The sequence below is a fragment of the Mucilaginibacter yixingensis genome (assembly GCF_041080815.1).
Taxonomy (GTDB): Bacteria; Bacteroidota; Bacteroidia; order Sphingobacteriales; family Sphingobacteriaceae; genus Mucilaginibacter; species Mucilaginibacter yixingensis.
The window spans coordinates 1,229,751-1,252,338 of record NZ_CP160205.1 but is presented as its reverse complement, the minus strand read 5'-3'; the positions used below and the strand labels follow the sequence as shown (position 1 = coordinate 1,252,338).

18 protein-coding genes and 1 tRNA gene are annotated in these 22,588 nt (G+C 46.7%); 9 read left to right on the top strand and 10 right to left on the bottom strand.

What is annotated here, in order from left to right:
• Entirely contained in the window at nt 1-579 is a 579-nt protein-coding gene (locus ABZR88_RS05275; RefSeq protein ID WP_107828456.1) for a hypothetical protein, read from the top strand.
• A 71-nt stretch (nt 580-650) separates the two neighbouring features.
• On the opposite strand, the gene ABZR88_RS05270 is transcribed toward ABZR88_RS05275, so the two are convergent.
• From ABZR88_RS05270 to ABZR88_RS05260, 3 genes are read right to left on the bottom strand one after another with little or no spacing between them, the layout of a single operon-like run.
• On the bottom strand, nt 651-2,045 hold the full coding sequence (locus tag ABZR88_RS05270) for an arylsulfatase (protein ID WP_107828457.1): 1,395 nt from the start codon (nt 2,043-2,045) through the stop codon (nt 651-653).
• 21 nt (nt 2,046-2,066) lie between these two features.
• Complete coding sequence (locus tag ABZR88_RS05265) at nt 2,067-3,545, bottom strand: RagB/SusD family nutrient uptake outer membrane protein (RefSeq protein ID WP_107828458.1); 1,479 nt, start codon at nt 3,543-3,545, stop codon at nt 2,067-2,069.
• 18 nt (nt 3,546-3,563) lie between these two features.
• The gene (locus ABZR88_RS05260) at nt 3,564-6,863 is read right to left on the bottom strand and encodes a TonB-dependent receptor (RefSeq protein ID WP_245917034.1); all 3,300 of its coding nucleotides are present in this window, start codon (nt 6,861-6,863) and stop codon (nt 3,564-3,566) included.
• Nucleotides 6,864-7,372: 509 nt separating this feature from the next.
• Here ABZR88_RS05260 and ABZR88_RS05255 point away from each other — a divergent pair.
• From ABZR88_RS05255 to istB, 3 genes are all read left to right on the top strand, one after another.
• Nucleotides 7,373-7,528 (top strand): hypothetical protein, encoded by a 156-nt coding sequence (locus ABZR88_RS05255; protein WP_170113592.1) that lies wholly within the window; start codon nt 7,373-7,375, stop codon nt 7,526-7,528.
• A gap of 149 nt (nt 7,529-7,677) precedes the next feature.
• Nucleotides 7,678-9,207, top strand: a complete 1,530-nt coding sequence (gene istA / locus ABZR88_RS05250; protein WP_369434689.1) for an IS21 family transposase — start codon at nt 7,678-7,680, stop codon at nt 9,205-9,207.
• 20 nt (nt 9,208-9,227) lie between these two features.
• Nucleotides 9,228-9,989: an IS21-like element helper ATPase IstB gene (gene istB, locus ABZR88_RS05245; RefSeq protein ID WP_107831783.1), complete on the top strand. Its 762-nt coding sequence runs from the start codon at nt 9,228-9,230 to the stop codon at nt 9,987-9,989.
• Between the two features lie 101 nt (nt 9,990-10,090).
• Here the strand turns inward: istB and ABZR88_RS05240 are convergent, their stop codons facing one another.
• Together ABZR88_RS05240 and ABZR88_RS05235 are read right to left on the bottom strand one after the other, a co-directional pair.
• Complete coding sequence (locus ABZR88_RS05240; RefSeq protein WP_107831340.1) at nt 10,091-10,501, bottom strand: Arm DNA-binding domain-containing protein; 411 nt, start codon at nt 10,499-10,501, stop codon at nt 10,091-10,093.
• 288 nt (nt 10,502-10,789) lie between these two features.
• Nucleotides 10,790-10,863: transfer RNA gene (locus ABZR88_RS05235), tRNA-Ile, on the bottom strand.
• A gap of 67 nt (nt 10,864-10,930) precedes the next feature.
• Between ABZR88_RS05235 and ABZR88_RS05230 the strand changes: the two genes are divergently transcribed.
• Nucleotides 10,931-11,563, top strand: a complete 633-nt coding sequence (locus ABZR88_RS05230; RefSeq protein ID WP_107831338.1) for an HAD family phosphatase — start codon at nt 10,931-10,933, stop codon at nt 11,561-11,563.
• Here ABZR88_RS05230 and ABZR88_RS05225 read toward each other — a convergent pair.
• A complete protein-coding gene (locus ABZR88_RS05225; protein WP_107831336.1) occupies nt 11,556-12,767 on the bottom strand; it encodes a proline dehydrogenase family protein in 1,212 nt (403 codons plus the stop codon). The two genes, ABZR88_RS05230 and ABZR88_RS05225, sit on opposite strands and share 8 nt — an antisense overlap.
• 71 nt (nt 12,768-12,838) lie before the next feature.
• Here ABZR88_RS05225 and ABZR88_RS05220 point away from each other — a divergent pair, with 71 nt between their 5' ends.
• The 3 genes from ABZR88_RS05220 (at nt 12,839) to ABZR88_RS05210 (ending at nt 16,121) form a co-directional block, all read left to right on the top strand.
• Nucleotides 12,839-13,045, top strand: a complete 207-nt coding sequence (locus ABZR88_RS05220) for an RNA-binding S4 domain-containing protein (RefSeq protein WP_107831334.1) — start codon at nt 12,839-12,841, stop codon at nt 13,043-13,045.
• 2 nt (nt 13,046-13,047) lie between these two features.
• Nucleotides 13,048-14,127, top strand: coding sequence for a 3-dehydroquinate synthase (gene aroB, locus ABZR88_RS05215; RefSeq protein ID WP_245917120.1), 1,080 nt, complete (start codon nt 13,048-13,050; stop codon nt 14,125-14,127).
• A 626-nt stretch (nt 14,128-14,753) separates the two neighbouring features.
• Entirely contained in the window at nt 14,754-16,121 is a 1,368-nt protein-coding gene (locus ABZR88_RS05210; protein WP_107831332.1) for an NAD-dependent succinate-semialdehyde dehydrogenase, read from the top strand.
• Nucleotides 16,122-16,351: 230 nt separating this feature from the next.
• Here ABZR88_RS05210 and mnmA read toward each other — a convergent pair whose 3' ends face one another.
• Complete coding sequence (gene mnmA / locus ABZR88_RS05205; RefSeq protein WP_107831330.1) at nt 16,352-17,443, bottom strand: tRNA 2-thiouridine(34) synthase MnmA; 1,092 nt, start codon at nt 17,441-17,443, stop codon at nt 16,352-16,354.
• A 161-nt stretch (nt 17,444-17,604) separates the two neighbouring features.
• On the bottom strand, nt 17,605-18,291 hold the full coding sequence (locus tag ABZR88_RS05200; protein WP_107831328.1) for a TIGR02117 family protein: 687 nt from the start codon (nt 18,289-18,291) through the stop codon (nt 17,605-17,607).
• Nucleotides 18,292-18,807: 516 nt separating this feature from the next.
• Between ABZR88_RS05200 and ABZR88_RS05195 the strand changes: the two genes are divergently transcribed.
• Nucleotides 18,808-19,464, top strand: a complete 657-nt coding sequence (locus ABZR88_RS05195) for a 3-oxoacid CoA-transferase subunit B (RefSeq protein WP_107831326.1) — start codon at nt 18,808-18,810, stop codon at nt 19,462-19,464.
• Between the two features lie 50 nt (nt 19,465-19,514).
• On the opposite strand, the gene treF is transcribed toward ABZR88_RS05195, so the two are convergent.
• Nucleotides 19,515-21,068 (bottom strand): alpha,alpha-trehalase TreF, encoded by a 1,554-nt coding sequence (gene treF / locus ABZR88_RS05190; RefSeq protein ID WP_107831324.1) that lies wholly within the window; start codon nt 21,066-21,068, stop codon nt 19,515-19,517.
• Between the two features lie 121 nt (nt 21,069-21,189).
• Nucleotides 21,190-22,569, bottom strand: coding sequence for an alpha-L-fucosidase (locus tag ABZR88_RS05185; protein WP_107831353.1), 1,380 nt, complete (start codon nt 22,567-22,569; stop codon nt 21,190-21,192).
• Nucleotides 22,570-22,588: the final 19 nt, after the last annotated feature.

The window sequence follows — 22,588 nt, the reverse complement described above, 5'->3', positions numbered from 1 at the left end:
ATGCTTCGTAATCCTGCTTTAATAAAAATTATACGCCATAATGAGCATCCTGCTACGCTGGAGATCTTTCCCATATACCGGCAAGAGGGCGACCATTTTATTGCTACCGATGCCTTCAGGCTTTATGAAGGTTACACCGGGGAAGATGCCCATAGCGCAACCGGTCGTTTAGACCGCTATGTCCATTATCTCTGGCAGAGCGCAAAAACACAGCCGGGTTACCTGGGCGAAATCCGCTTTACGGGCAGCACGCTTTATGAATGGAGCTATCAAGGCAACCAGCTAAATGAAGAAGAAGTACTACAGGTATTGGATATGCTGCAATCGCGACAGCAAACTTTTATTTACGCCCGCCGACCGCAAACGGCATTGGTATTTTGTTACGATGCCTTACATATCAGAAGCTGGATTAAGCTTACCGCAAATCGGGATGCTTTTTTGATATTTATTAATGGCCGTTATAACGCCACCATAACAAGAGGCAATGATGGTTGGCAATTTACCGATGGCGATATCAAAGACATCGGTCTTAGACAGGCCATTATCCGCCGTATTAAGTCTTATACCTCCATGTCATGATTTCTTTTCAGGTCCTGTAACAAAGAAGGCCGGATAGTGTCCGGCCTTCTTTATTTGATATTATCCTGATCTTATTTTTCGCCTTCTAAAGGCCAGTAAGGCGATGGCGTGCGACTGGTGCGCAAGTAATCCTGCACCTTTTTAACTATCTCCGGCTGGGCATCAGCCAGGTCATGATCTTCATGAATGTCTTTACTCAGATCATACAGTGACAGCTTTCCGTTTCTGATGATAGCTTTCCAGTTGCCATATCGCACGGCTTGCACATAGCCGCCTTCAAAAAACTCCCAGTATAAAAACCGGTCTTTCGGTGCTGCTTGCGCATTCAGAAAATACGGATACAGGTTGATGCCATCGGTACCTGGGGCAGGTTTGCCATTGGCAATGCCCGCAAAAGTTGCCATAAAATCTACAAAGTAGCCTGGTGTATGCGATACCGCACCTGCTTTGATCAAGCCTTTACCCCAAACCACCAGCGGTATACGGATGCCGCCTTCGGTAACATCGCGCTTATACCCTCGCAGCGGACCGTAAGACTGAAAGAAGTTGGCCACATCTGTCAACTGTTTAGTAGGCTCAGACCGCGGACCATTATCTGACGTAAAGATCACGATGGTGTTTTTATCCAACCCGTTATCAATCAGGTATTGTTTAATCTTCCCAACCGATTTATCCAGATAAGTTACCATGGCTGCATACGTTTTCTGATCGGCCGTCCAGTCTTTATTTTCATAAATGGTATTATGCGGCGCGTCCAGCGGCGAGTGCGGATTAGAGTGGTTAACCATTACAAAAAACGGCTTTTTATCGTTCTTGTGTTTGCCAATAAAATCAATAGCGTCATCCGTGATGATCTCGCTGGTATAGTATTGCTTCTGGCCATTTTTATTTTGAGGGATATCCACCATCTTACCATTACGATACCATTGGTCTGGCCAGTAAGTGCTTCTGTAGGTTTGCTCATAAGCTACCAGCCAACCATAAAAATAATCAAAGCCGTGGGCCAGCGGCGTTGCAGTGGTATCAAAACCATCCACATGCCACTTACCCACCAATCCTGTGGTATAGCCAGCATTGCGCAGCACATTACCAATGGTCTGCTCTTGCGGCAGTAAACCCTGACGGTAAACCTGCTTACCCTCTTTACCACCCGGAATACCGCCTTTAATGGTCATGTTTCCGCGGATGGTGGCATGGCCGGTATGCTTACCGGTTAACAAAGCTCCGCGCGATGGCGAACAAACCGGCGCACCGGCATAAAAATCGGTAAACTTGGTTCCCTCCTTGGCCAACTCATCAATATTGGGTGTCAGTATTTTCTGCTGACCGTACACGCCAACATCGCCATACCCTAAATCATCAGCCAGTATAAATACAATATTGGGCCTTTGTTTAGTTTGGGCTAAAAGACTTGCCGGTGCAATTAAAAGTAACAGCAACAGCCGTTTTACAAATTTCATAAGCATTAATCTATTGCGTTAAAGTTATCAATTATATCCCGGGTTTTGTGTGTACAAGCCAGCCTTGGTTTGTATCTCTGCGGCAGGGACCGGGTAGATTACATAATTAGGCACTACCTGACTAACATTGGTAACCGCGTCTGCCTTGATCCAGGCGTTCATCACGTCTACCGCTAAGCCCTCACGCACCAGGTCATTCCAGCGCAAGCCTTCGCCTGCAAACTCACGGCGGCGCTCTTCCATCAGCGTAGCCAGGTTTACGTTGGCTAATGAGCCCAATCCGGCCCTGGTGCGTACCTGATTAACAATGCCATCAACATCGGCTTGTGTACCGGCGGCTCCGTGTAATATACATTCGGCTTTCATCAGCAAAATATCGGTATAACGCAGCAAAATAAAATTGATAGGCCAATCTGTACCGCTAGTTCCTTTTTTGGTCAAATCAATATATTTCTTTAAGAACGGACTGGTATAAGTTGTAGCCACGTTAAAAGCATAACGCTTATCCGTCCCAGCCGAAGTATAAGAGGTTTTCAGGTTATTGGTAACAGCAAACGAGCTTGAGCCATAACCGTTACCATAGGTGTTAGAAATACCCAAACTGGTCCAGTAAGCTACCGGAACCAGATCGCTCGGGAAACCGGCGCCGTTAATGCTGCTGGCGTATTGTACATCAAAAATCACCTCCTTGTTATCTTCATTAGCGTAAGAGAATATCGATGTATAGTCGCTCAGGAAGCTATACTGGTTGCCGGCAATAATATCATTAAACTGTGCCAAAGCCTTATCATACTCGTTACTGGCCAGGCCCGGACCGGCTACGTTATAAGTGGGGCCGGAACGGGTAAGGTATACCAAACCCAGCAAGCCTTTAGCCGCGTAAGAGGTGGCACGACCTACATCACTGCCGGTATAAGAGGCAGGCAGATTGGCGGCTGCATATTGCAGATCGCCAATAATCAATGTGTAAACGTCTGCTACCGAACCGCGGGCCACGCTTTTTACCTCATCGGCTGTTAAAGGGCTTGAGATTACCGGCACACCGCCAAACAAACGCAGTAACTGGAAATAATAAAACGCGCGCAGGTAGCGGCACTCCGCTGTATAACGGGTAACCAGCGATGCGTTGCCAATTACGCTGCTTTTATCGGTGAGGGCTTTTAACACAGTATTGGCGTTAAAGATGCCGTTGTAATTAGTTTTCCAGGCATTGCTGATGAAGGCAACCGTAGTAATATTGGGCGAAAAGTTATTGATGCCGTCCCAATCGCGGTTACCGTCTGATATAGCGTTGATGTTATCGCTACGCATTTCACCCAGCCATAAAAACTGATCTGGAATACTTTTCAACTGCGCATATACGCCATTTACACCCTGTAAAAAATCATTGTTATTAGTAAAAAAATTGGTTGTTGCCAGGCTTGATACCGGCTGCTGGTCCAATTGCTTCTTGCAGCCAAAAATGGTTGCGGTTGCCAGCAAAAGGATATATATCTTCTTATTCATTTGCAGATCTGTTAGGATTTAAAAACTGAAATTGACACCGAGTGAGGCCGTTTTGCTTAATGGCATAGCACCATAATCGCCCGGCAGGGCATAGCTGCTGTTACCGCTTACGTTAGTATTTTGGGCTTCGGGGTTTACACCGCCATAGTATTTATCGTGCCCGAAATAGTTCTCAAGCGATACATAAATCCTGGCTGCACTGATACCCTTATTACCACCGAACAGCTTTTTGAGGTTATAACCCAACGTAATGTTCTGCACCCGGATGAAATCGGTAGAATAGATCCAGTCTGACGTTACGTAAGGTACGGTGTAAGTTGAACCGAATTTGCCGCGCGGTGCGCTGTAGTTCTGATTCTGTGGTGTCCAACGGTCGCGCCAGATGCCCAGCACGTTACCTGTGGTACTGCCCGAAAAATCAATTGCCCTGCCCAGGTAAGACAATAGCGAACCACCATGCTGACCGTAAACCAGCACACTCAGATCAAAATCATGATATTTGAAAGTATTGGTCCAGCCCCAGGTATAATCAGGCGTAGGATGACCGTCAACTACCCTATCGGCAGCGCTGATCACGCCATCGCCATTGGCATCCAGAAACTTAGGATCGCCAACCGCTTCTTTAGCTACCTTGGCCACTTTAGGGTCCGCAATATCTGCAGCAGTTAAAATACCGGTTACTTTGGTTACATAAAAGCTGAAGGCAGGCAGACCTTCTTTCAGCAAATAAGGTGCATTGCTGCCGCTGTATGCCGAAGCAATCTCAATCGGTGCATGATCTGGGCCCAGCGCCGTTACCGTGTTTTTATTAAAGGCGATGTTAGCATTCATAGACCATTGGAAGGCCGATGTTTTGATGTTAACCGTACTCAGACTAATCTCCAGACCCTTATTCACTACTGCACCAATATTCTGCAAGCTTGAGCTGAAACCACTGGCAGAAAGCACCGGCAAATTCAACAGCAAATCACTGTTCTTTTTATGATAAGCATCTACCGTTAAGTTAATGCGGCTATTTAGCAAACTTAAATCTAAACCGGCGTTATAGGTTGATGATGTTTCCCATTTAAGATTAGGGTTGGCCAGACCAGATACCACTTGCCCGTTAGCTGACACCGGCGTGTTGCCACCAAAGTTGTAGTTGGCGCTGGTCAGGGTTGGGATGGAGTTATAATCGCCAATGTTGTTATTGCCTGACTTACCCCAACTGAAACGCAGTTTCAGATCGTCAATAGTTTTAACATTTTGAAGGAATGATTCCTGAGATACCCTCCAACCCACTGACGCCGACGGGAACGTGCCCCAACGACTGGCTGAACCAAATTTTGAAGATGCATCTCGACGCAGCGTTCCGGATACCAGGTATCTATCTTTATAGCTGTATTGTAAGCGACTGTAGTAGGAGAACAGCGTATTATTGGTTTCGGTATTAGTGCCGGTATAAGTTACCCCTGCCGCATTGGCAATAGCATTGTTAAGCGTTGTAACGTTGTCATTAGCAAAACCTCCGGCTGTTGCCAACGATACGGTTTCATAATGCACAATATTATATGACACACCGGCCACAGCAGAGATATGATGATCTTGCGCTATGGTTTTATCATAACTCAGCGTATTCTCATTCAGGAAGTTCTGCTTCTTGGCCGTGCTGTAAGAACCTGTAGAATACAAACCCGGATTGGTAAGCAATGCGGATGCAGCACCTACGGTTACCTGGTCTGAAGTGTATTTTTTATTGTTACGATCAACCCCGTCATAGTTAACGGTTGATTTTAATGCAAGTCCCGGAATAATCTGGTACTCGCCGTACAACGAGGTAAGTATACGCGAGGTTTTTACTTCGTTAATGGCGGTTTGCAGAAAAGCGTACGGACTAATTAGCTTCGGGCTTGCCCAGGTATACGTGTTGCTGCCGTAGGCCCCTGTGTTTACGCCGATAGAACTTTCTGCAACGGGCGTCATCTGCGCCAGCTTCATCAACTGGTTATCTTTACCTTCAGCAGGCGGCGTATTGTTAATAGAATAAGTAGGCGCAAGGTTGATACCAAATTTCAGCTTTTTGCCGGCATTGGCTTCTATGTTGGCTCTTAAACCGTAATCAAGATAGTTGGTATTGACCAGCGTGCCTTTTTGATTAAGGTAGTTGCCAGAGATGAAATATTTCACGTTCTCGCTTCCACCGCTTGCTGATAATTCATAATTCTGATACGGTGCCTTGCGATAAACGGCATCCTGCCAGTCAATATAATCAAGCCCAGGGTGCCCCGGTAAAGCCCAACGGGGGTCGGTCATATAAGTGGTGTTGATGGTACCGGGTGCCAGTCCCAATATGGCGGCGCGCTGGTCATTGGTTTGATCTGCCGTGCGACCTGCGCCAGAATTTACCCAGGCGGTATTAGCAACACTTGTAGCCATGTCTACCCACTCCTGCGGGCTCAGCAGATCCAGCTTTTTAGCTACCCTGCTTACACCTGCTTTGGCGTTCAAACTAATTTTGGCCTTACCGTTTTGCCCCCTTTTGGTAGTGATGATAACCACACCGTTTGCTGCCCGCGAACCGTAGATGGCAGCGGCCGAAGCATCTTTCAATACCTGGATACTCTCAATATCGGCGGGGTTAAGGTCGTCCAGCGGGTTATTACTAAAACCACCTGCCGAGTTCTGGCTGGCAACATCAAGCGGGAAACCATCCAGTACATATAAAGGCTCGTTACCCGCAGTGATTGACCCTGTTCCGCGCACCAGGATACTTAAACCAGCTCCCGGCATACCGGTTTGCTGGCGCACCTGCACACCCGGCATCTGGCCAATCAGCGCTTGTTCAACACGGTCTATTGGTTTTTCTTCAACATTTTTAGCATTGAAAGATGCTACGGCCCCCAGTACATCGCTTCTTTTCTGTGTACCGTAACCAACTACCAAAACCTCATTTAAATTACTTTGATCTGGCAGCAGTTTTACGTTTAACAATTGGCCGGCAGCAATTACCTCCTGCGTTTTATAGCCAATAAAACTAAAAACAAGGGTAGCGTTTTCATCAGGGGCAGTTAACTGAAAATTACCATTGGCATCTGTTGCCACACCGCCGGTTTTACCTTTTATGCGCACGCTTACCCCGGGCAGGGAAATCCCTTTTTCATCGGTAACATGGCCCTTAATACTATTTGAATTGAATACAATTCCTTTATTGAGTACCGCCGTTTCTGCAGATGCAGGCAGATCAGCAACAAGTATCAGCGTAAAGGTTAATTGAGAAAGTAAAAGAACTCTATAAGCCATGGCGCTGCCAGTCCGGCCAGGCTTTCGGATTTTTTGCATATTATTGTAATGATTTGGTTAAAAACGGACCGGTTGCAACGTCAATTGATCTCTGGTCCAGTTAATTAAATTCGCGGGGAAATACTGCCAGGTATTTCCCTTTTTTGTTTCAGTAAACTTTGATAAGGTGCACAGCCTCCTTCCTGTAACTGCTACCCGCCTTTAAATCGGGCTTGCGTAAAACGTTTCTCAAATGATAACCAACCGATGGTTAATCTCAAATCCTTCTGCTCATGTTCTTAGATGCTTGCAATGAAAGCATCATCCTTTCCAATGTGGGAATAATGGAACACAGGGGTGATTTTGGACAAATATAACAAAGTCTATAGATTTTGTAGACATTATTATCGTTATGCTGCTTTTTTTACAATTATTTCAATTTGAAAATACGCTAAAACGCCTGGAATTATTTTATCAGATGCTCAATTCAATAAGTAATCCTAACTATAATATACATTAATTTACCCTTAATGTTAACTTAATAGCGTCCGGCTACTTTTGGTTCCGGGATGAGATCACAACGGACAAAACCAACCGATGCGGAATTGCTGAAGCTGCTGCGGGAAGGCGACCGGGCGGCGTTGGAATCTATTTATTTCAGGTATGCCAGCATCTTGTTCCAATTCTCACTAAAACTGGAGAATTCGCTGATATTGACCACCTGATTTCGGCGCAAACTGACCACCGATTCCGCGGGAAAGTGACCACCTGATTTCGGAGGAAACTGACCACCCCGAACGAGCCACATATGCTGTAGAAGCAGGCCTATTTTTGAGGTTTAACAACTTCACTAATGGCCAACACTACGATAAGCATGAGTAAGATAAGACAGATCCTCAGGATGTACAGCCAGGGCCGCAGCAAGCTATCGATAGCGGCCCAGACCGGCGTGTCACGCAATACCGCAAAGAAGTACCTTATTGCGTTCGATGCCAGCGGCTTTACGTTCGAGGAAATCAATACCCTTAATGATAAGGAGCTGGAGGACTTCTTTGGCAAAAGCAGTGAACGTCCCCCGGACAAGCGAATGGTGGCCCTGCAACGCTGTTTCCCGCAGATAGATAAAGAGTTAAAGCGTGTCGGTATGAACCGCCGCATCCTGTGGGAAGCTTATATCAAAGAGTTCCCTGACGGGTTCAAGTACACCCAATTCTGCTTTTATTACAACCAGTGGAAAGCCCGCGTGAACCCCACGATGCACCTGGATCATAAAGCCGGTGATAAGCTGTATGTGGACTTTGCCGGTGAAAAGCTAAGCATAGCGGACAAGGATACCGGTGAGGTCATCGAGGCCGAGGTGTTCGTTGCTATCCTTGGCGCCAGCCAACTAACTTACGTAGAAGCTGTGCTGAGCCAGCAGAAAGAAGACTTTATAGCAGCCTGTGAGAATGCCCTGCACTTTTATGGCGGCGTACCTGCCGCCATCGTTCCCGACAACCTGAAGGCTGCCGTTACCAAGAGTAACCGCTATGAGCCAACGCTGAACGAGACCTTTGCTGACTTTGCCGACCATTACGGAACGACCATCTTACCAGCGAGGGCGTACCGCCCTCGTGACAAAGCACTGGTAGAAGGAGCCGTTAAGATCGTTTACAGCCGTATCTACGCACCTGTTCGCAAAGAGGCCTATCATACCCTTGCAGAACTGAATATCGCGATCAAGGTCGCTTTAGAAGCACATAACAGCCAGCCGCTGAAAGGCCGCAATTACAGCAGAAAGCTCCAGTTCGAGGAGATAGAACGCCAGGCACTCTCGCCATTACCGGCATTACGTTATGAGTTCAAACGGCAGCACCAGGCCACTGTAATGAAGAACGGACATGTTTGTCTGGGTATCGACAAACACTACTACAGCGTACCGTACCGCTTTATCGGCAGGAAGGTCAAACTGCTGTATTCCCGCACCAACGTAGAAGTCTACTACCACTATGAACGCATCGCCATGCACAGGCGCATCAAAAGCCCTTACAGCTACACAACGGATAAAGATCACCTGGCTTCGACACACCGCTTTATGACCGAATGGACACCCGATAAGTTCCTGGAATGGGCAGCATCCATTCACGAGGATGTGAGGCTTTACATCCTGAAGATACTGGACCGAAAGCAACATCCGGAACAAGCTTACCGCTCCTGTATCGGTATCCTCAGCCTGGCGCGCAAGGCAGGTAACGAAAGGCTGGCCAGCGCTTGCAGGCGTGCGCTCGGCTATGGCGTGTACAACTACAAGACCATACAGCAGATACTGGAGAACAAGATGGACAGCTACGAGGAAAGCTTATTTGCTGACGAGCTGCCTATGCCCAGCCATGACAATATCCGGGGAGAGAACTACTATAAATAACCATTAATGAACAGATCGATATGAACACGAACACCTTAGACAAACTTCGCAAACTGAAGTTCTATGGCATGTACCATGCCTTTAAAAGCTGCCTGGAAACGGGACAGACCGCAGAATACACCACTGATGAACTGCTGGCCCACCTGGTAGAGGCCGAATGGGACGACCGGCAGAACAGGCGCATAGAGCGTACGATCATGTATGCTAAGTTCCGCTATAAGGCCTCGGTAGAGAACATCCACTACCATGCCGACCGTAGTATCGACCGCAATCAGGTAATGCGCCTGGCAGACTGCCACTTTATTGACCGGAATGAGAACCTGTTGATCACAGGCAGCACCGGTATCGGCAAAAGCTATATCGCTTCTGCTATCGGACACCAAGCCTGCATACTGGGTTACCGCGTGTTCTATGCCAGCACACCCAAACTCTTTGCTAAGCTGAAGATGGCCAAGGCAGATGGTTCCTACATGAAGGATGTAGCCAAACTGGAACGCCAGCAACTACTGATCCTGGATGACTTCGGTATACAACCTTTTGATGCGCAGAGCAGGGCCGCACTGATGGAGATCATTGAGGACAGGCACGGTAAGACATCCCTGATCATCACCTCTCAGCTGCCGGTCAGTAAATGGTATGAGGTCATTGGTGAAAAGACGATCGCTGATGCTATCCTCGACCGCATCGTGCATGATGCGCACCGGATGGAACTAAAGGGAGAGTCGATGAGAAAAAGAAGGCCCGCAGAGCCCGAAAAAAGCTATCTGCAAAACACACTTTAAATAACTACTTTTGACAACGCTTCTACAGCGTTCGCTGCGCTCGTTCGCCAGCACTTTGGGTGGTCAATTTGCCACGGAATCACCTGGTCAACTTCTCCGTATTATACAGCATAATGTTTAAGCGTGCTCCATTTTAATGCTTTTTGTGACGTCTCGTGATGGTAGGCAAACAGTTTGGCAAGTGTTTGCCCCTCGGCGGTATCATCGCCCAGGTATAAATTTTTTACGGCAGCAGCAGTAGGTAGCCGGCCTTTCATGGTAAGTTCCTTGTAACAGTTACCGAGGCTTAGCCTTACTTCTTCAAGATAATTTGTCATTTCCCGCACCTGGTCGCGGTTACCTTTTGGAGCGCCTTTATCGGCATCCCAGTTTTTTAAATCGACATTTTGTTTAAGCCCGATCAGGCATTTTTCTTTGTTTACGGTCACGGCCACGTACAATGGCGCCTTTCCGTCTTTGGCTTTGTAAGCCCTTACCACGAAGTGGATTCTGAACGACTGAGTTGTTTTCATGTGCTCTTTGCATTAATTGTTTTCAAATTTTCCGCATTGTTCAGGTGCGGAAAGGTTAATTCAAGTTTTGGCAAAGCATTGCCGTTTCATTGCCGCAATAAGCTGACAATGAGCACATAAGGTCTAAAGTGAGCACCTAAGTTAAAAACTTAAAAGAGGTGCTCAGTTAGGTGCACAGAAGTTGAAGGTTTCTAAGGGTTACCGAGGGTGAAAAAAAATAAAAAACCCCCTAAATAAGCTATTTAGAGGGTTCAAGCGGAAGAAAAAAGCTTCCGAACTCGTTAGAAGTGCGCCCACCTGGGCTCGAACCAGGGACCAAAAGATTATGAGTCTTCTACTCTAACCGACTGAGCTATAGGCGCGGTTGCGGAAACGGTTTCAATTTCCGGCTGCAATGTTACATATTTGCGCTCAATTAGCGAAATATTTATGCAAAACATCAAAAATATCATCTTCGATTACGGTAACGTTATCTTTAGTATTGACTTTACGCTTGCTCAGCGGGGATTTAAAAACCTGGGTATCACCCAGGCTGATGTATTCTTTGGTCATTTGCAGCAGAACGCCATTTTTGATGCTTTTGATCGTGGCGAGATCACAGCGGCTCAATTTCGCGATCGCATCCGCGAGGTGGCCGGTAATCCGACGGTGACGGATGAGCAGATCGATGCTGCCTGGAACAGCATGTTGTTGGGGATAGCAGAAGGTAATCAGGAGTTGTTATTACAACTAAAGAGCAAGTACCGTACGTTTCTGATGAGTAACATTAATGATATTCATTACAGTCACATCATGAACTACCTATGGCATGAGTTTAATATGCAGGGGAACGACCACCTGTTTGAGAAAACTTATTACTCTCACCTGGTAGGCAAACGCAAGCCCGACGTAGCATTTTTTCAGCAAATATTAGATGAAAATAATTTGCGCCCCGAAGAAACGCTGTTTATCGACGATAGTCCGCAGCATCTGTTAGGCGCACAAAAGTTAGGTATTCACACTTTTTTAATGAAGGCACCAGATACTTTGCAGGCCTTCTTTAAACGCGAAGGGCTTATTTAATTAAGCCCCCTCTCCTTTTCTTTTCCTTGATGATCAGCCCTAGTTCGCGGCTCATCTGTCCGGCAATGGCCGTGTTCTCCTGTGCACGGCGGAACAGGTAGGGTAATACAGCTTTAACCGGTCCATACGGCACATATTTGGCTACGTTGTAACCAGCGTGCGCCAGGTTAAAGCTCAGGTTATCGCTCATGCCCAGTAGCTGCGCAAAGTAAATATGGGGGTGATTATAGGGCAATTGGCTGTCCTCCAACAGATCTGCCAGTAAGCGGCAACTACCTTCGTTATGAGTACCGGCCACTATCGCTAATTTAGCTGCATGCGCTACGCAAAAACGCAGGGCATCGTCATAATCACGGTCGGTAGCTGTTTTGTGGGGCTGTATGGGCGACGGGTAGCCTAATTCCTCGGCACGCTTACGCTCCTTTTCCATGTAAGCACCGCGAACAAGTTTAGCGCCAAGTATAAAACCTTCTTTCTCGGCAACGGCAAAATCAGCTTTCAATAAAGTCAGTTTATCATGCCGGTACAACTGGTACGTATTATAAACAATGGGCACCTGCTGATTATAAGCGCGCATCATATCCAACGCAAGCGAGTCAATAGTGTTTTGGATCCAGGTTTCTTCGGCATCAATCATTACCGGTACTCCCGCGTCAAAAGCTTGCTGGCAGATCGCTCTTACGCGAGCCTGCACTTTTTGCCATTCAATAGCCTCGGCAGGCGTAAGCGCTTCCCGGGCATCAAGCTTCTCTAACAATGCAAATCGGCCGACACCAGTCACTTTAAATACGGTAATAGGCACGGCTGCGTCACCTGTAGCACGAATGACGGTGCGGATAATCTCGTCGCGGGTATCATCAAATATTTTTTCATCATCCTCGCCCTCCACAGAATAATCTAAAATAGTGCCTACCCCCCCTGATGCCAGATTTTTTATAGTGGTATCACATTCGGCAATGGTCTCTCCACCGCAGAAATGTTTAAAAATGGTGGCCTTGATGAGCCCTTTAATTGGTACTCCTATGTTGATAGCAAAGTTGGTTATTGCCGGACCGATCTTCACCAGCAAATTGACATTAATGGCCTTAAAAAGCCAATAGGCACGGTTCAAATCTTTATTTGAGGCATGTTTAAAGGCGATTTCCGTATTCTCAAAAGACAGTACTTCCCCTTTACGCTCCATGTCGTTATCCTGAGTTTGCATAACTCTAAATTAGAAAATTGTCGATTTACTTTAAACATATCATCTGAATAGTTTATTTTTGCTAAATTATTATGATTGAGTTTACCCTGACAGAGGACTTTATTCCTTTAATACAATTGCTTAAAGCCACCAACCTGGTAGGCTCTGGCGGCGAAGCCCAGATTGTAGTTACGGAAGGACTGGTTAAATACAACGGCACTGTCGATTACCGCAAACGCCTCAAAGTCAGGAAAGGCGATATCGTTGAGTTTAATAACACCCCCATCTTAGTGAAATAACTATGGATACTTTAGCAATGGATACTATTGAAAGTATTGGTTACCCCGTTTTTTTTGAAGACAGTTTAACAGAACTTGCCCGCTTTATTGAGCGCGGGAAATACACTCGTTTTTTTGTTTTAACAGACGATCAGACCGGCGAATACTGCCTGCCTGTATTGCAACCTTATCTGGGCGAAAATGCCCAGTATGACCTGATTGAAGTTCCATCAGGCGAACAGAACAAAACCATCGATTTTTGCATCGGCATCTGGCAGATGCTGATTGATTTTGGTGCAGACCGTAACAGCTTACTCATTAACCTGGGTGGCGGCGTTATTACCGATATGGGCGGTTTTGCAGCATCAACCTATAAACGTGGAATTGATTTTGTACACGTGCCTACCACCCTGCTTTCGCAAGTTGATGCTTCTGTGGGTGGCAAAACCGGCATCGATCTGTCGAGCGTTAAAAACATTGTAGGTACGTTTGCCCAGCCGCAAGCGGTATTTATGGATCACCGTTTCCTAACCAGCCTGCCGCCGCGCCAAATTCTGTCTGGCCTGGCAGAAATGTTGAAACACGGACTGATCTGTGATGCCGAGTACTGGAATGAACTAAAAATCAGTGATCTGACAAAACCTTCAGCCGGTTTGGTTTACCAATCGGTAGCTATTAAAAATCAGATTGTGCTGGAAGACCCTAAAGAAAAAGGCATCCGTAAGGCGCTTAATTTTGGTCATACCATTGGCCATGCCGTAGAGGCATATTCATTGGAGCATGATGGCGCGAAACACCTTACACACGGTGAAGCCATTGCTATTGGCATGATCTGCGAATCATGGCTATCGTTCAAAAAGAATGGACTGAGCGAGCAGGAGCTGAATGAGATTGTAGCTGTACTGACCAACCTTTATCCTCAGCACGAAATCAAATCATCATGCCATGCAGATCTGCTTCAACTGATGCAAAAAGATAAAAAGAACAACGGCACGCAAATCAACTGCACGCTGCTCAACAAAATTGGCGAGTGCAGCATTGATCATATCTGCACCGAAGAAGAGCTTAGCGATAGCTTGCATTACTACGCATCATTGTATTAATAGCTGTACACATCATGATATTAGAAAGCCGGACTCATTTTAGAGTCCGGCTTTTTTTTGAAGTTAATCCTGGTTTAACTGATGGATAGGAGCTGCTGCTTCACAACAACCCAACAAACCACCATAACCCCAATCCTTATAAAATACAAAAGGCGCCATTGGTCAGGGCGCCTTGATTTTGACTTAATGTCTTCTTCTCACATTTATTATGACTTACATAATAGTGAATTCTACAAGAGCAACACAGCCAATGATGGCCAGGATGATGCCCTGTATTTTTTGTTCGATAGTTAGTTTGTTAATAATAGTTTTCATCGTCTTCAGGTTATTTCAAATATATAGGTGTAACATACTCATTACAATAGCCTGAAAACTTTTAGTAAACTTTCAAATATTATTGTGATTCATTTGAACACTGTTTCAAACCTGACATTTGCAATAATATTTTCACAATAAATTAGCACAAAATCTACATTTACTTAAACTTAACAATACCCAACTTTTACGCAAATATGCCTATGAATCCTGCGGGAAATACGACGAACGCCATAAAAAACCGCATCCGCAATAAGCTATTGAAACAAACCTTTTTGCCCTAACCAGGCTTTCTAATTAAAACAACAGCAATGCTCATTTCATCTATAAACCCCGCTAACAATCAGGTTATAAAACAATATAACGCCCATACTGCCGATGAGGTGGCCAAAAAGATCAATCAAACACACCAGGCATGGTTGCAATGGCACAATACCAGTTTTCAAGAACGCTCAGCCCTACTCCATAAACTGGCAGAGCAACTGGAAACCCGCAAAAATGAACTAGCCCATCTAATGGCAATAGAAATGGGCAAGCCTCTTAATCAAGGCATTGGTGAGGCCGAGAAGTGCGCCGCCGTTTGCACCTACTATGCTGATAATGCCGAAAGCTTTTTAGCGGACCAATTGATTGAAACCGAGGCCAGCAAAAGCTTCGTCACCTTTCAGCCAATTGGTACTGTACTGGCCGTAATGCCATGGAATTTTCCGTTCTGGCAGGTGTTCCGCTTTCTGGCTCCCGCATTGGCTGCCGGCAATTGTGGCGTTTTAAAACATGCCAGCAACGTACCAGGCTGCGCGCTGATTATAGAAGAGATGGTAAAAGCAGCAGGTTTCCCCGCACATGTTTTTCAAACCCTGCTGGTAGGCGCCGATGCCGTAGAGCAGATCATCGAACACCCGTACATTAAAGCCGTAACACTCACCGGCAGCAATGGCGCAGGCAGTAAAGTTGCCGCCAAAGCTGGCGAGCTGATTAAAAAAACGGTATTGGAGCTGGGCGGTAGTGATGCCTATGTGATTTTAGCCGATGCAGATCTGGACCACGCCGCCCACATTTGCGTGGAGAGCCGATTGATTAACGGCGGCCAGAGCTGCATTGCCGCCAAACGTTTTATAGTGGTTAAGGATGCAGAAGATGAGTTTACCCGACTGTTTGTAGATAAAATGGCCGCCAAGGTAATGGGCGATCCGCTGCAGGGCGGCGTAGATATCGGCCCGCAGGCACGGGTTAATCTTCGCGATCAACTACATCAACAGGTAGAAGATTCTATCGCCAAAGGCGCTAAATTGCTGTTAGGCGGCAAAGTTTGCGGCGGCCCGGGGGCCTATTACCCACCAACCGTACTCAGCAACGTAAAAAAAGGGATGCCGGCATTTGATGAAGAACTATTCGGCCCGGTAGCAGCCATCATCAGCGCCACCGATGAAGCCGAGGCCATTGCCCTGGCCAATGATAGCAATTTCGGTCTGGGCGCGGCCATATTTACCAAAGATCAGGCCCGCGGCGAGCACATTGCCGCCACGCAACTGGAGGCTGGTTCGTGCTTTGTAAACGCGCTGGTAAAATCAGACCCGCGCCTGCCCTTTGGCGGCATTAAACAATCGGGCTACGGTCGGGAATTGGGAATGTTCGGGATACACGAGTTTGTGAATATTAAGACGGTGTTTGTGGGGTAGTCATTTTGGCTGCGCCGGTCATTAGTCATTAGTGATTAGTGCTAACAATCTGTCATCCCGACGAAGGAGGGATCTTTTCGGAACAACAAGTCGGATTTGCGCTTCTGGATTCAATATCGAAAAGATCCCTCCTTCGTCGGGATGACATACGGATAAAAATAGAAAAGCGGCTTACGCCGCTTTTCTATTTTATTAAGTCCTCAGGAGACATACCAATGACTAATGACCAGTTATATCAAAAATCCGCCGCCCAGCAAATCCGAACCTTCATAGAATACGGCTGACTGACCGGGAGCTATACCTGCTACGGCATGCGTAAAATCTACTTTCATGTTATCGCCCATTTGCACAATGGTGCTTTCGGTGCCGGCGTCTTTGTAGCGTATTTTGGTAACCGCCTGTAGGGGCTGGTTAATGTTTTCGTATTTAATGAGGTTGAGGTTGCGCACCCAGGCTTCGCGTTTTTGCAGCTCTTCTTCGGTACCCAGAACCACAGTATTGGTGGTAGGATCTATACGGGTTACAAACATAGGTTTACCCAGTGCTATGCCCAGGCCTTTGCGCTGACCGATGGTATAGAACGGATAACCTTGATGCTGGCCCACTACGGTGCCGTCTGTAAGCACAAAACTACCCTGACCAACCCTTGCATCCATATCTCCTACTTTGTGCCTTAAAAACGCTCTATAATCGTTATCGGGCACAAAACATATTTCATAGCTCTCGCTTTTGGTGGCCAGATCAAATTGCCCCATATCAAGCGCCATCTGACGGATCTCTGCTTTAGTAAAATTACCTAACGGAAAATGGGTACGCGCAAGGTTTTTCTGAGATACGCCCCACAACACGTAAGACTGATCTTTATTTTCATCCCGGCCTTTAGAGATCACATACCTGTTGTTCTCTTCCTGCTGGCGAATGTTAGCGTAATGGCCGGTGGCAATAAACTCACAATCCAGCTTATCGGCACGCTTTAGCAAGGCTTCCCATTTAATGTGGGTGTTGCATAACACACATGGGTTTGGCGTGCGGCCGGCCATGTATTCGTCCACAAAATTGTCGATTACAAAATCGCCAAACTCATCGCGGATGTCCAGGATGTAATGCGGAAAACCATAAGCCACGGCCAGTGCACGGGCATCATTAATACTATCCAGGCTACAACATCCGGTCTCTTTAGACGAGCCACCTGCCGACGCATAATCCCAGGTTTTCATAGTCAGGCCAATTACCTCATAACCCTGCTCATGCAGCATCACCGCGGCAACCGAACTGTCCACACCGCCACTCATGGCAACCAATATCCTTCCGTGCTTACTCATATCAAGCTGCAAAGATAATAATTAGTGATTAGTAATTGGTTGATTGGTGATTAGTTGCTTTTTCATGACGCTAGCTTTTTAGAAGCAAGAGTCGGGAAGCAACGGACAAGAATGTACTAAAAAGCCCCATTCAGTGATTCTTAACGCTTTCTTCCTGCCCGTTATTTGCTATACTGATAAAAGATTCCTCTGTCAAAAGGCGTCCACAAACAGGCGCGAATACCGGCGGCCTTTAGCGCACCATTGGCCCAGGTATTACAAGTGTAGAAAATGCTGTAAACCCGCTTAGCATCATAGAAAGCATCGTTGCGGCCGTACTGAGCGTTGGTTTTTATATTGAGTGGTTGGCCTGATTTATCTAAAATAAAACTTGAATTAATATAAGCTATCATTTTTTGATACTGAGCCTTATCAATCCAAATCTTCACGCAGCGTTTGCTTTCATGCATCTCTTTATAGAATGTGGCGTGGATAGCAGCTGTACTCAAGCCCGTTGCCGCTTTGAATGCCACACTAAACTTTAGTTGTGCCCATGTTGGTGTATTGAGATAGAAGCCTTTATCGCCCCAGCCCAGGGCTACGTATTTGAAAGCCGTGTCTTGACTGATGGTGTGCGCAAACTTCACTTGCCGGCTCCAATCAATAAGCGATGTTTTGACGGGCAAAACCACATCAGTATGGTCGCCATTGGTGAGGATATAGATGGCAATATCATGCCCTTTCAAATGGTTTCGGTTCACCGGAATTTCTGACAGCACCATGGCGATGAAAAGGTAGCTGAGCACAAAAGCGAAAAAGCCGGTAATGATCTTTCTGATGATGCTTAGGATAAGTTTCAGGTAACGCATTGGGTTAAAGATAAGGAATTGATCTGATGCTTTTCATCTACGGGACCATCGATCACACTAAACCCGATTAGAGCGGATACCGGCCCGTGCATAAGGCCTGTAGGCGTATGAGCGCAAAGCGGGAACAAACGTTAATCGGGGTACAGAAAACTGCTTTTCATCGTCGCCAAACTGTCATTGCGAGGAACGAAGCAATCTCGTCACAAAGCATTCAGGACATGCAATTCCGACAAGCATTCGACGAGATTGCTTCGTTCCTCGCAATGACAAACCGGCCTGACAATTTAATACTTAAATATGGATAAAAGTTCTGTATTTGAATACAGAACTTTTTATATCAAATTAATATTCAGATGTATAAATAATTTATATTACTAATTAATTTAACTTAAAACATTAAAAACAAACTCCCCCAAAAACCTCCGTCTAAATAAAAAACTGCCCGGACTGACTGTTTTCTGAAACAAATTGCTAATTTGTTTTGTCGCTCTAAACGACGCTTATAAACCGTTTTTTATGTTAGACAAAGAAGGCATTGCCAAACGCATAGCGCGCGAAATTAAGGATGGCTATTATGTTAATCTGGGCATTGGCATACCCACCCTTGTGGCCAATTATATACCCAACGAAATGGACGTGGTGCTGCAATCTGAAAACGGATTGCTGGGCATGGGGCCCTTCCCTATCGCGGGCGAGGAAGACCCTGACACCATTAACGCCGGCAAGCAAACCATCACCATACTACCGGGCTCGGCTATTTTTGATTCGGCTATGAGCTTCGGGATGATTCGCGCCAAGAAGGTTAATCTTACTATTCTGGGCGCCATGGAGGTATCTGAAAACGGCGATATTGCCAACTGGAAGATTCCCGGAAAAATGGTAAAAGGCATGGGTGGCGCCATGGATCTGGTGGCCAGCGCAGAGAACATTATTGTGGCCATGCAGCATGTGAACAAGGAGGGCGAATCTAAACTATTACCCAAGTGCACCCTACCCCTCACCGGCATCCATTGTGTAAAAAAAATAGTAACAGAATTGGCGGTTCTTGACGTATTACCAGAGGGCGGTTTTAAACTACTGGAGCGCGCACCCGGCATCAGTGTTGAGGAAATTAAAAAGGCCACCGCAGGCAAGCTGATTATTGAGGGCGAGGTACCGGAGATGGTTTTGTAAATTTTCACATCCCTCCCTGGGGAGGGAATCACACAGGCCACTTGTAATATTTACTTCCCCGCTCCCATTAACTTTTCCAGCACGCCGTTAGTCCAACCAAAACCATCTTGCAGCGGGTACTCGCCGCCGCCGGCCTGGTTACCGGTGGTTTCTACCTCATACTTTTCTTGTAGTTTGCCGGTTTGCATAAACACCCGGGTATTGGTGCTGATCCAGCGAGAGCTGATTACATGCGCCAGGCTATCTTGTCCGTAATTACGCAGGCCCGTTATGGTGATATATTGCAGCGGAGCCCAGCCGTTAGGGCTATCCCATTGTTGCCCGGTATTGACTAACGTGGTGGCCACACCTCCGGCACGCACAAACTTTGCACCTATCAGTTTGGCTATTTGCTTAGCCTGAGCTGTAGTAGCTATATTGAAGAAAAGCGGATAAGCCGTGGCAATAGTAACCTGCGGCGATAGCGTGCGGGTTCTGATATTGTAATCCTGAAAATCGCCAAGCGAGGCATTCCAGCAATATTTCAGGATAGCTTTCTGACGCTGGCGGGCTTTGGCCTGATAAAATTGGGCCGAGTTAACCTGCCCGCTTAACCGGTATGACGAGGCGATGGTTTGTTCCAGCCGGTAAAGGATACAATTCAGATCGATAGCCACCAGATCTGTAGTTTGAATGGTGGCCAGCGTTTTGCCATCTGCCAGCCAGCGACTGCTAAAATCCCAGCCCGACTCGGCAGCTGCCCGGATATTACGATAATAAGCCACTGGAGCCTGTTTTGACTCGCGAGCACCCAGAACATCCTCCCGATACGATTCGTCGCGTGGAGAGGCGCTATAGTCCCAATAACGATTAAGCAGACTACCATCAGGCATACACACCACATTGTTGCTCGTTTGGCCCGGCTTTAGTTGCGGGCCGGTCTTCATCCAGTAATTATACTCGGCAATTAGTTGCGGGCGATAAGTAATGAGTACACCGCGATCGGTATATCGGGCCAGCAATTCTACCATCAGCACAAAAAATGGCGGTTGCGAGCGGCTCAGATAGTACGTACGGTTGCCGTTGGGTGCGTGGCCATAGGTATCTATTAGATAAGCGAAATTTTTGACCATATTGCTGATCACGTCATAACGCTTACTTTCTTCCAAGCCAAGCATGGTAAAGTATGAATCCCAGTAGTAAACCTCCCTGAAACGTCCGCCGGGCACCACGTAGCTATACGGCAACGGAATAAGCGAGGAGTTGGTAGCGGTATCGGCATGGCGCTGCAACACATTCCATAGCTCTTCAATGTGATACTGCACGCCTTTCTTCACATTACTGCGATAGGTTGAGCCTGCCGGGGCAGGTTCGGTAAAGTTATCCTGTACAAAACTTTTTAAATTAAAACCAGGATCGGTGCGCTGCTTGTTATAGCTAACCATAATGGCCACGGCAGAACGCCTGGGGGTACAATCAGGAAAAGTTTTGCCATCGGGAAAAATGCGCTCCATCTGCACAGCGTCAAACAAGCCCGGGTACAATTGTGCCGGTGTTTTAGGTTGAGCCTGAGCTTGGCACCAAGCGTATCCGCATACCAAACAGACCAATATTCGTTTCAGCATATTGGTTTAACGCCGAAAGGAAGATTGTGTTTAGAGGGGGGGATAATGAAGATCGCCCCCAATTATTCGAACGTTATAAAATGTCGGTCCTTACGGCAATGACCAAACGTATAAATTATAGTTAGTCCAACGCCCCGGCCAATTTAAACACCCAGGCATATCTGCCCGATTTGGGCGTGAAAGCAGGAGGCACAATTGTCAAAGTTTTACCGGTATAGGCAGTAGATACAGCACCATGGGTGCTTAACAAAATAATGCTAGCAGGCTTTTTAATACCGCTAACTTTTAAAGGTACCGACGGATACTGCTCGCAAAGCACATACAAATCTTTACCGTTGCGGGTATAGAAAACCCCTGGATGCTTGCTGGCGTAAGCCCCGGCCCAAACGGACGTATTGTAAATAGCATCGCCGTTAATTTTTAACCAATGGCCAATATCCATTAAGCGCTGCTGCATAATCACCGGGATGGTTCCGTCTGCAGCCGGACCAATATCTAACAGCAAATTACCGCCTTTAGCCACTTTCTCTATCAGCACATGGATCAGGTCGTCAGGCGTGCTATAATCGGCAAAGTTCTCGTTACGATTATAGCCAAACGAACCGCCGATAGCACGGCACTCTTCCCACGGATGGGTTATTTTTTTGTTTTTGACATTCTTATCGCCCTCCAAATCATACTCTGTGGTGTAATAACCGCCGTGCTTGTTCCGGGTATCGCTTCCCCAGCGGTCATTCGTCACCACGTCATCCTTCACAGCACTATCATTATACAACCATGCTAAAAATTCGGCGCTCCGCCAGGTACCTGCCGGATGCTCCCACTCGCCATCGGGCCAAATAATATCAGGCTGATAACGGGTAACCAGATCTTTTAATTGCGGCAGCATGTGCTCACTTACATAACGGTGTACGTTGCTATGATATAGCGGATTGTTCCACTCATAAAGCGAATAATAAAAACCCATTTTCAGTCCTTTGGCCTTTACGGCATGGGTAAGATCGCCGGCCAGATCCCGGTGCGCACCAACGTCAACACTATTCCACCCCGGCGATTGCGCACTGTGCCAAAGCGTGTAGCCCTCATGATGTTTAGAGGTTAGCACTACATATTTAGCCCCCGAAGCCACAAACAGATCGACCCATTGACTGGGGTTGAACAGCTCGGCCTTAAACATCGGCGCAAAATCACGGTACTTGAAGTTTTTGCCGTAGGTTTTCTCATGAAAATGGCGAAAGGCACGCCCTACATTGGTAGTATCATTTTCTAACCGGTTCCAGTACCACTCGGCATACTTGGAGTAAACATCAAACTCTTTACCAACCGGTGCATAAGCGGGCACCGAATACACGCCCCAATGGATAAAAATACCAAACTTGGCATTGGTGTACCAGGCCGGAATGGGTCGTGAGTCTATAGATGCCCAACTGGCCGTATATTTTTTTTGTGCCGATGCCGCACTGCAGAACAGTACAAGTGCAAAAAGCAGCTGTTTTTTCATGGTCATGTGGATGTGCAAA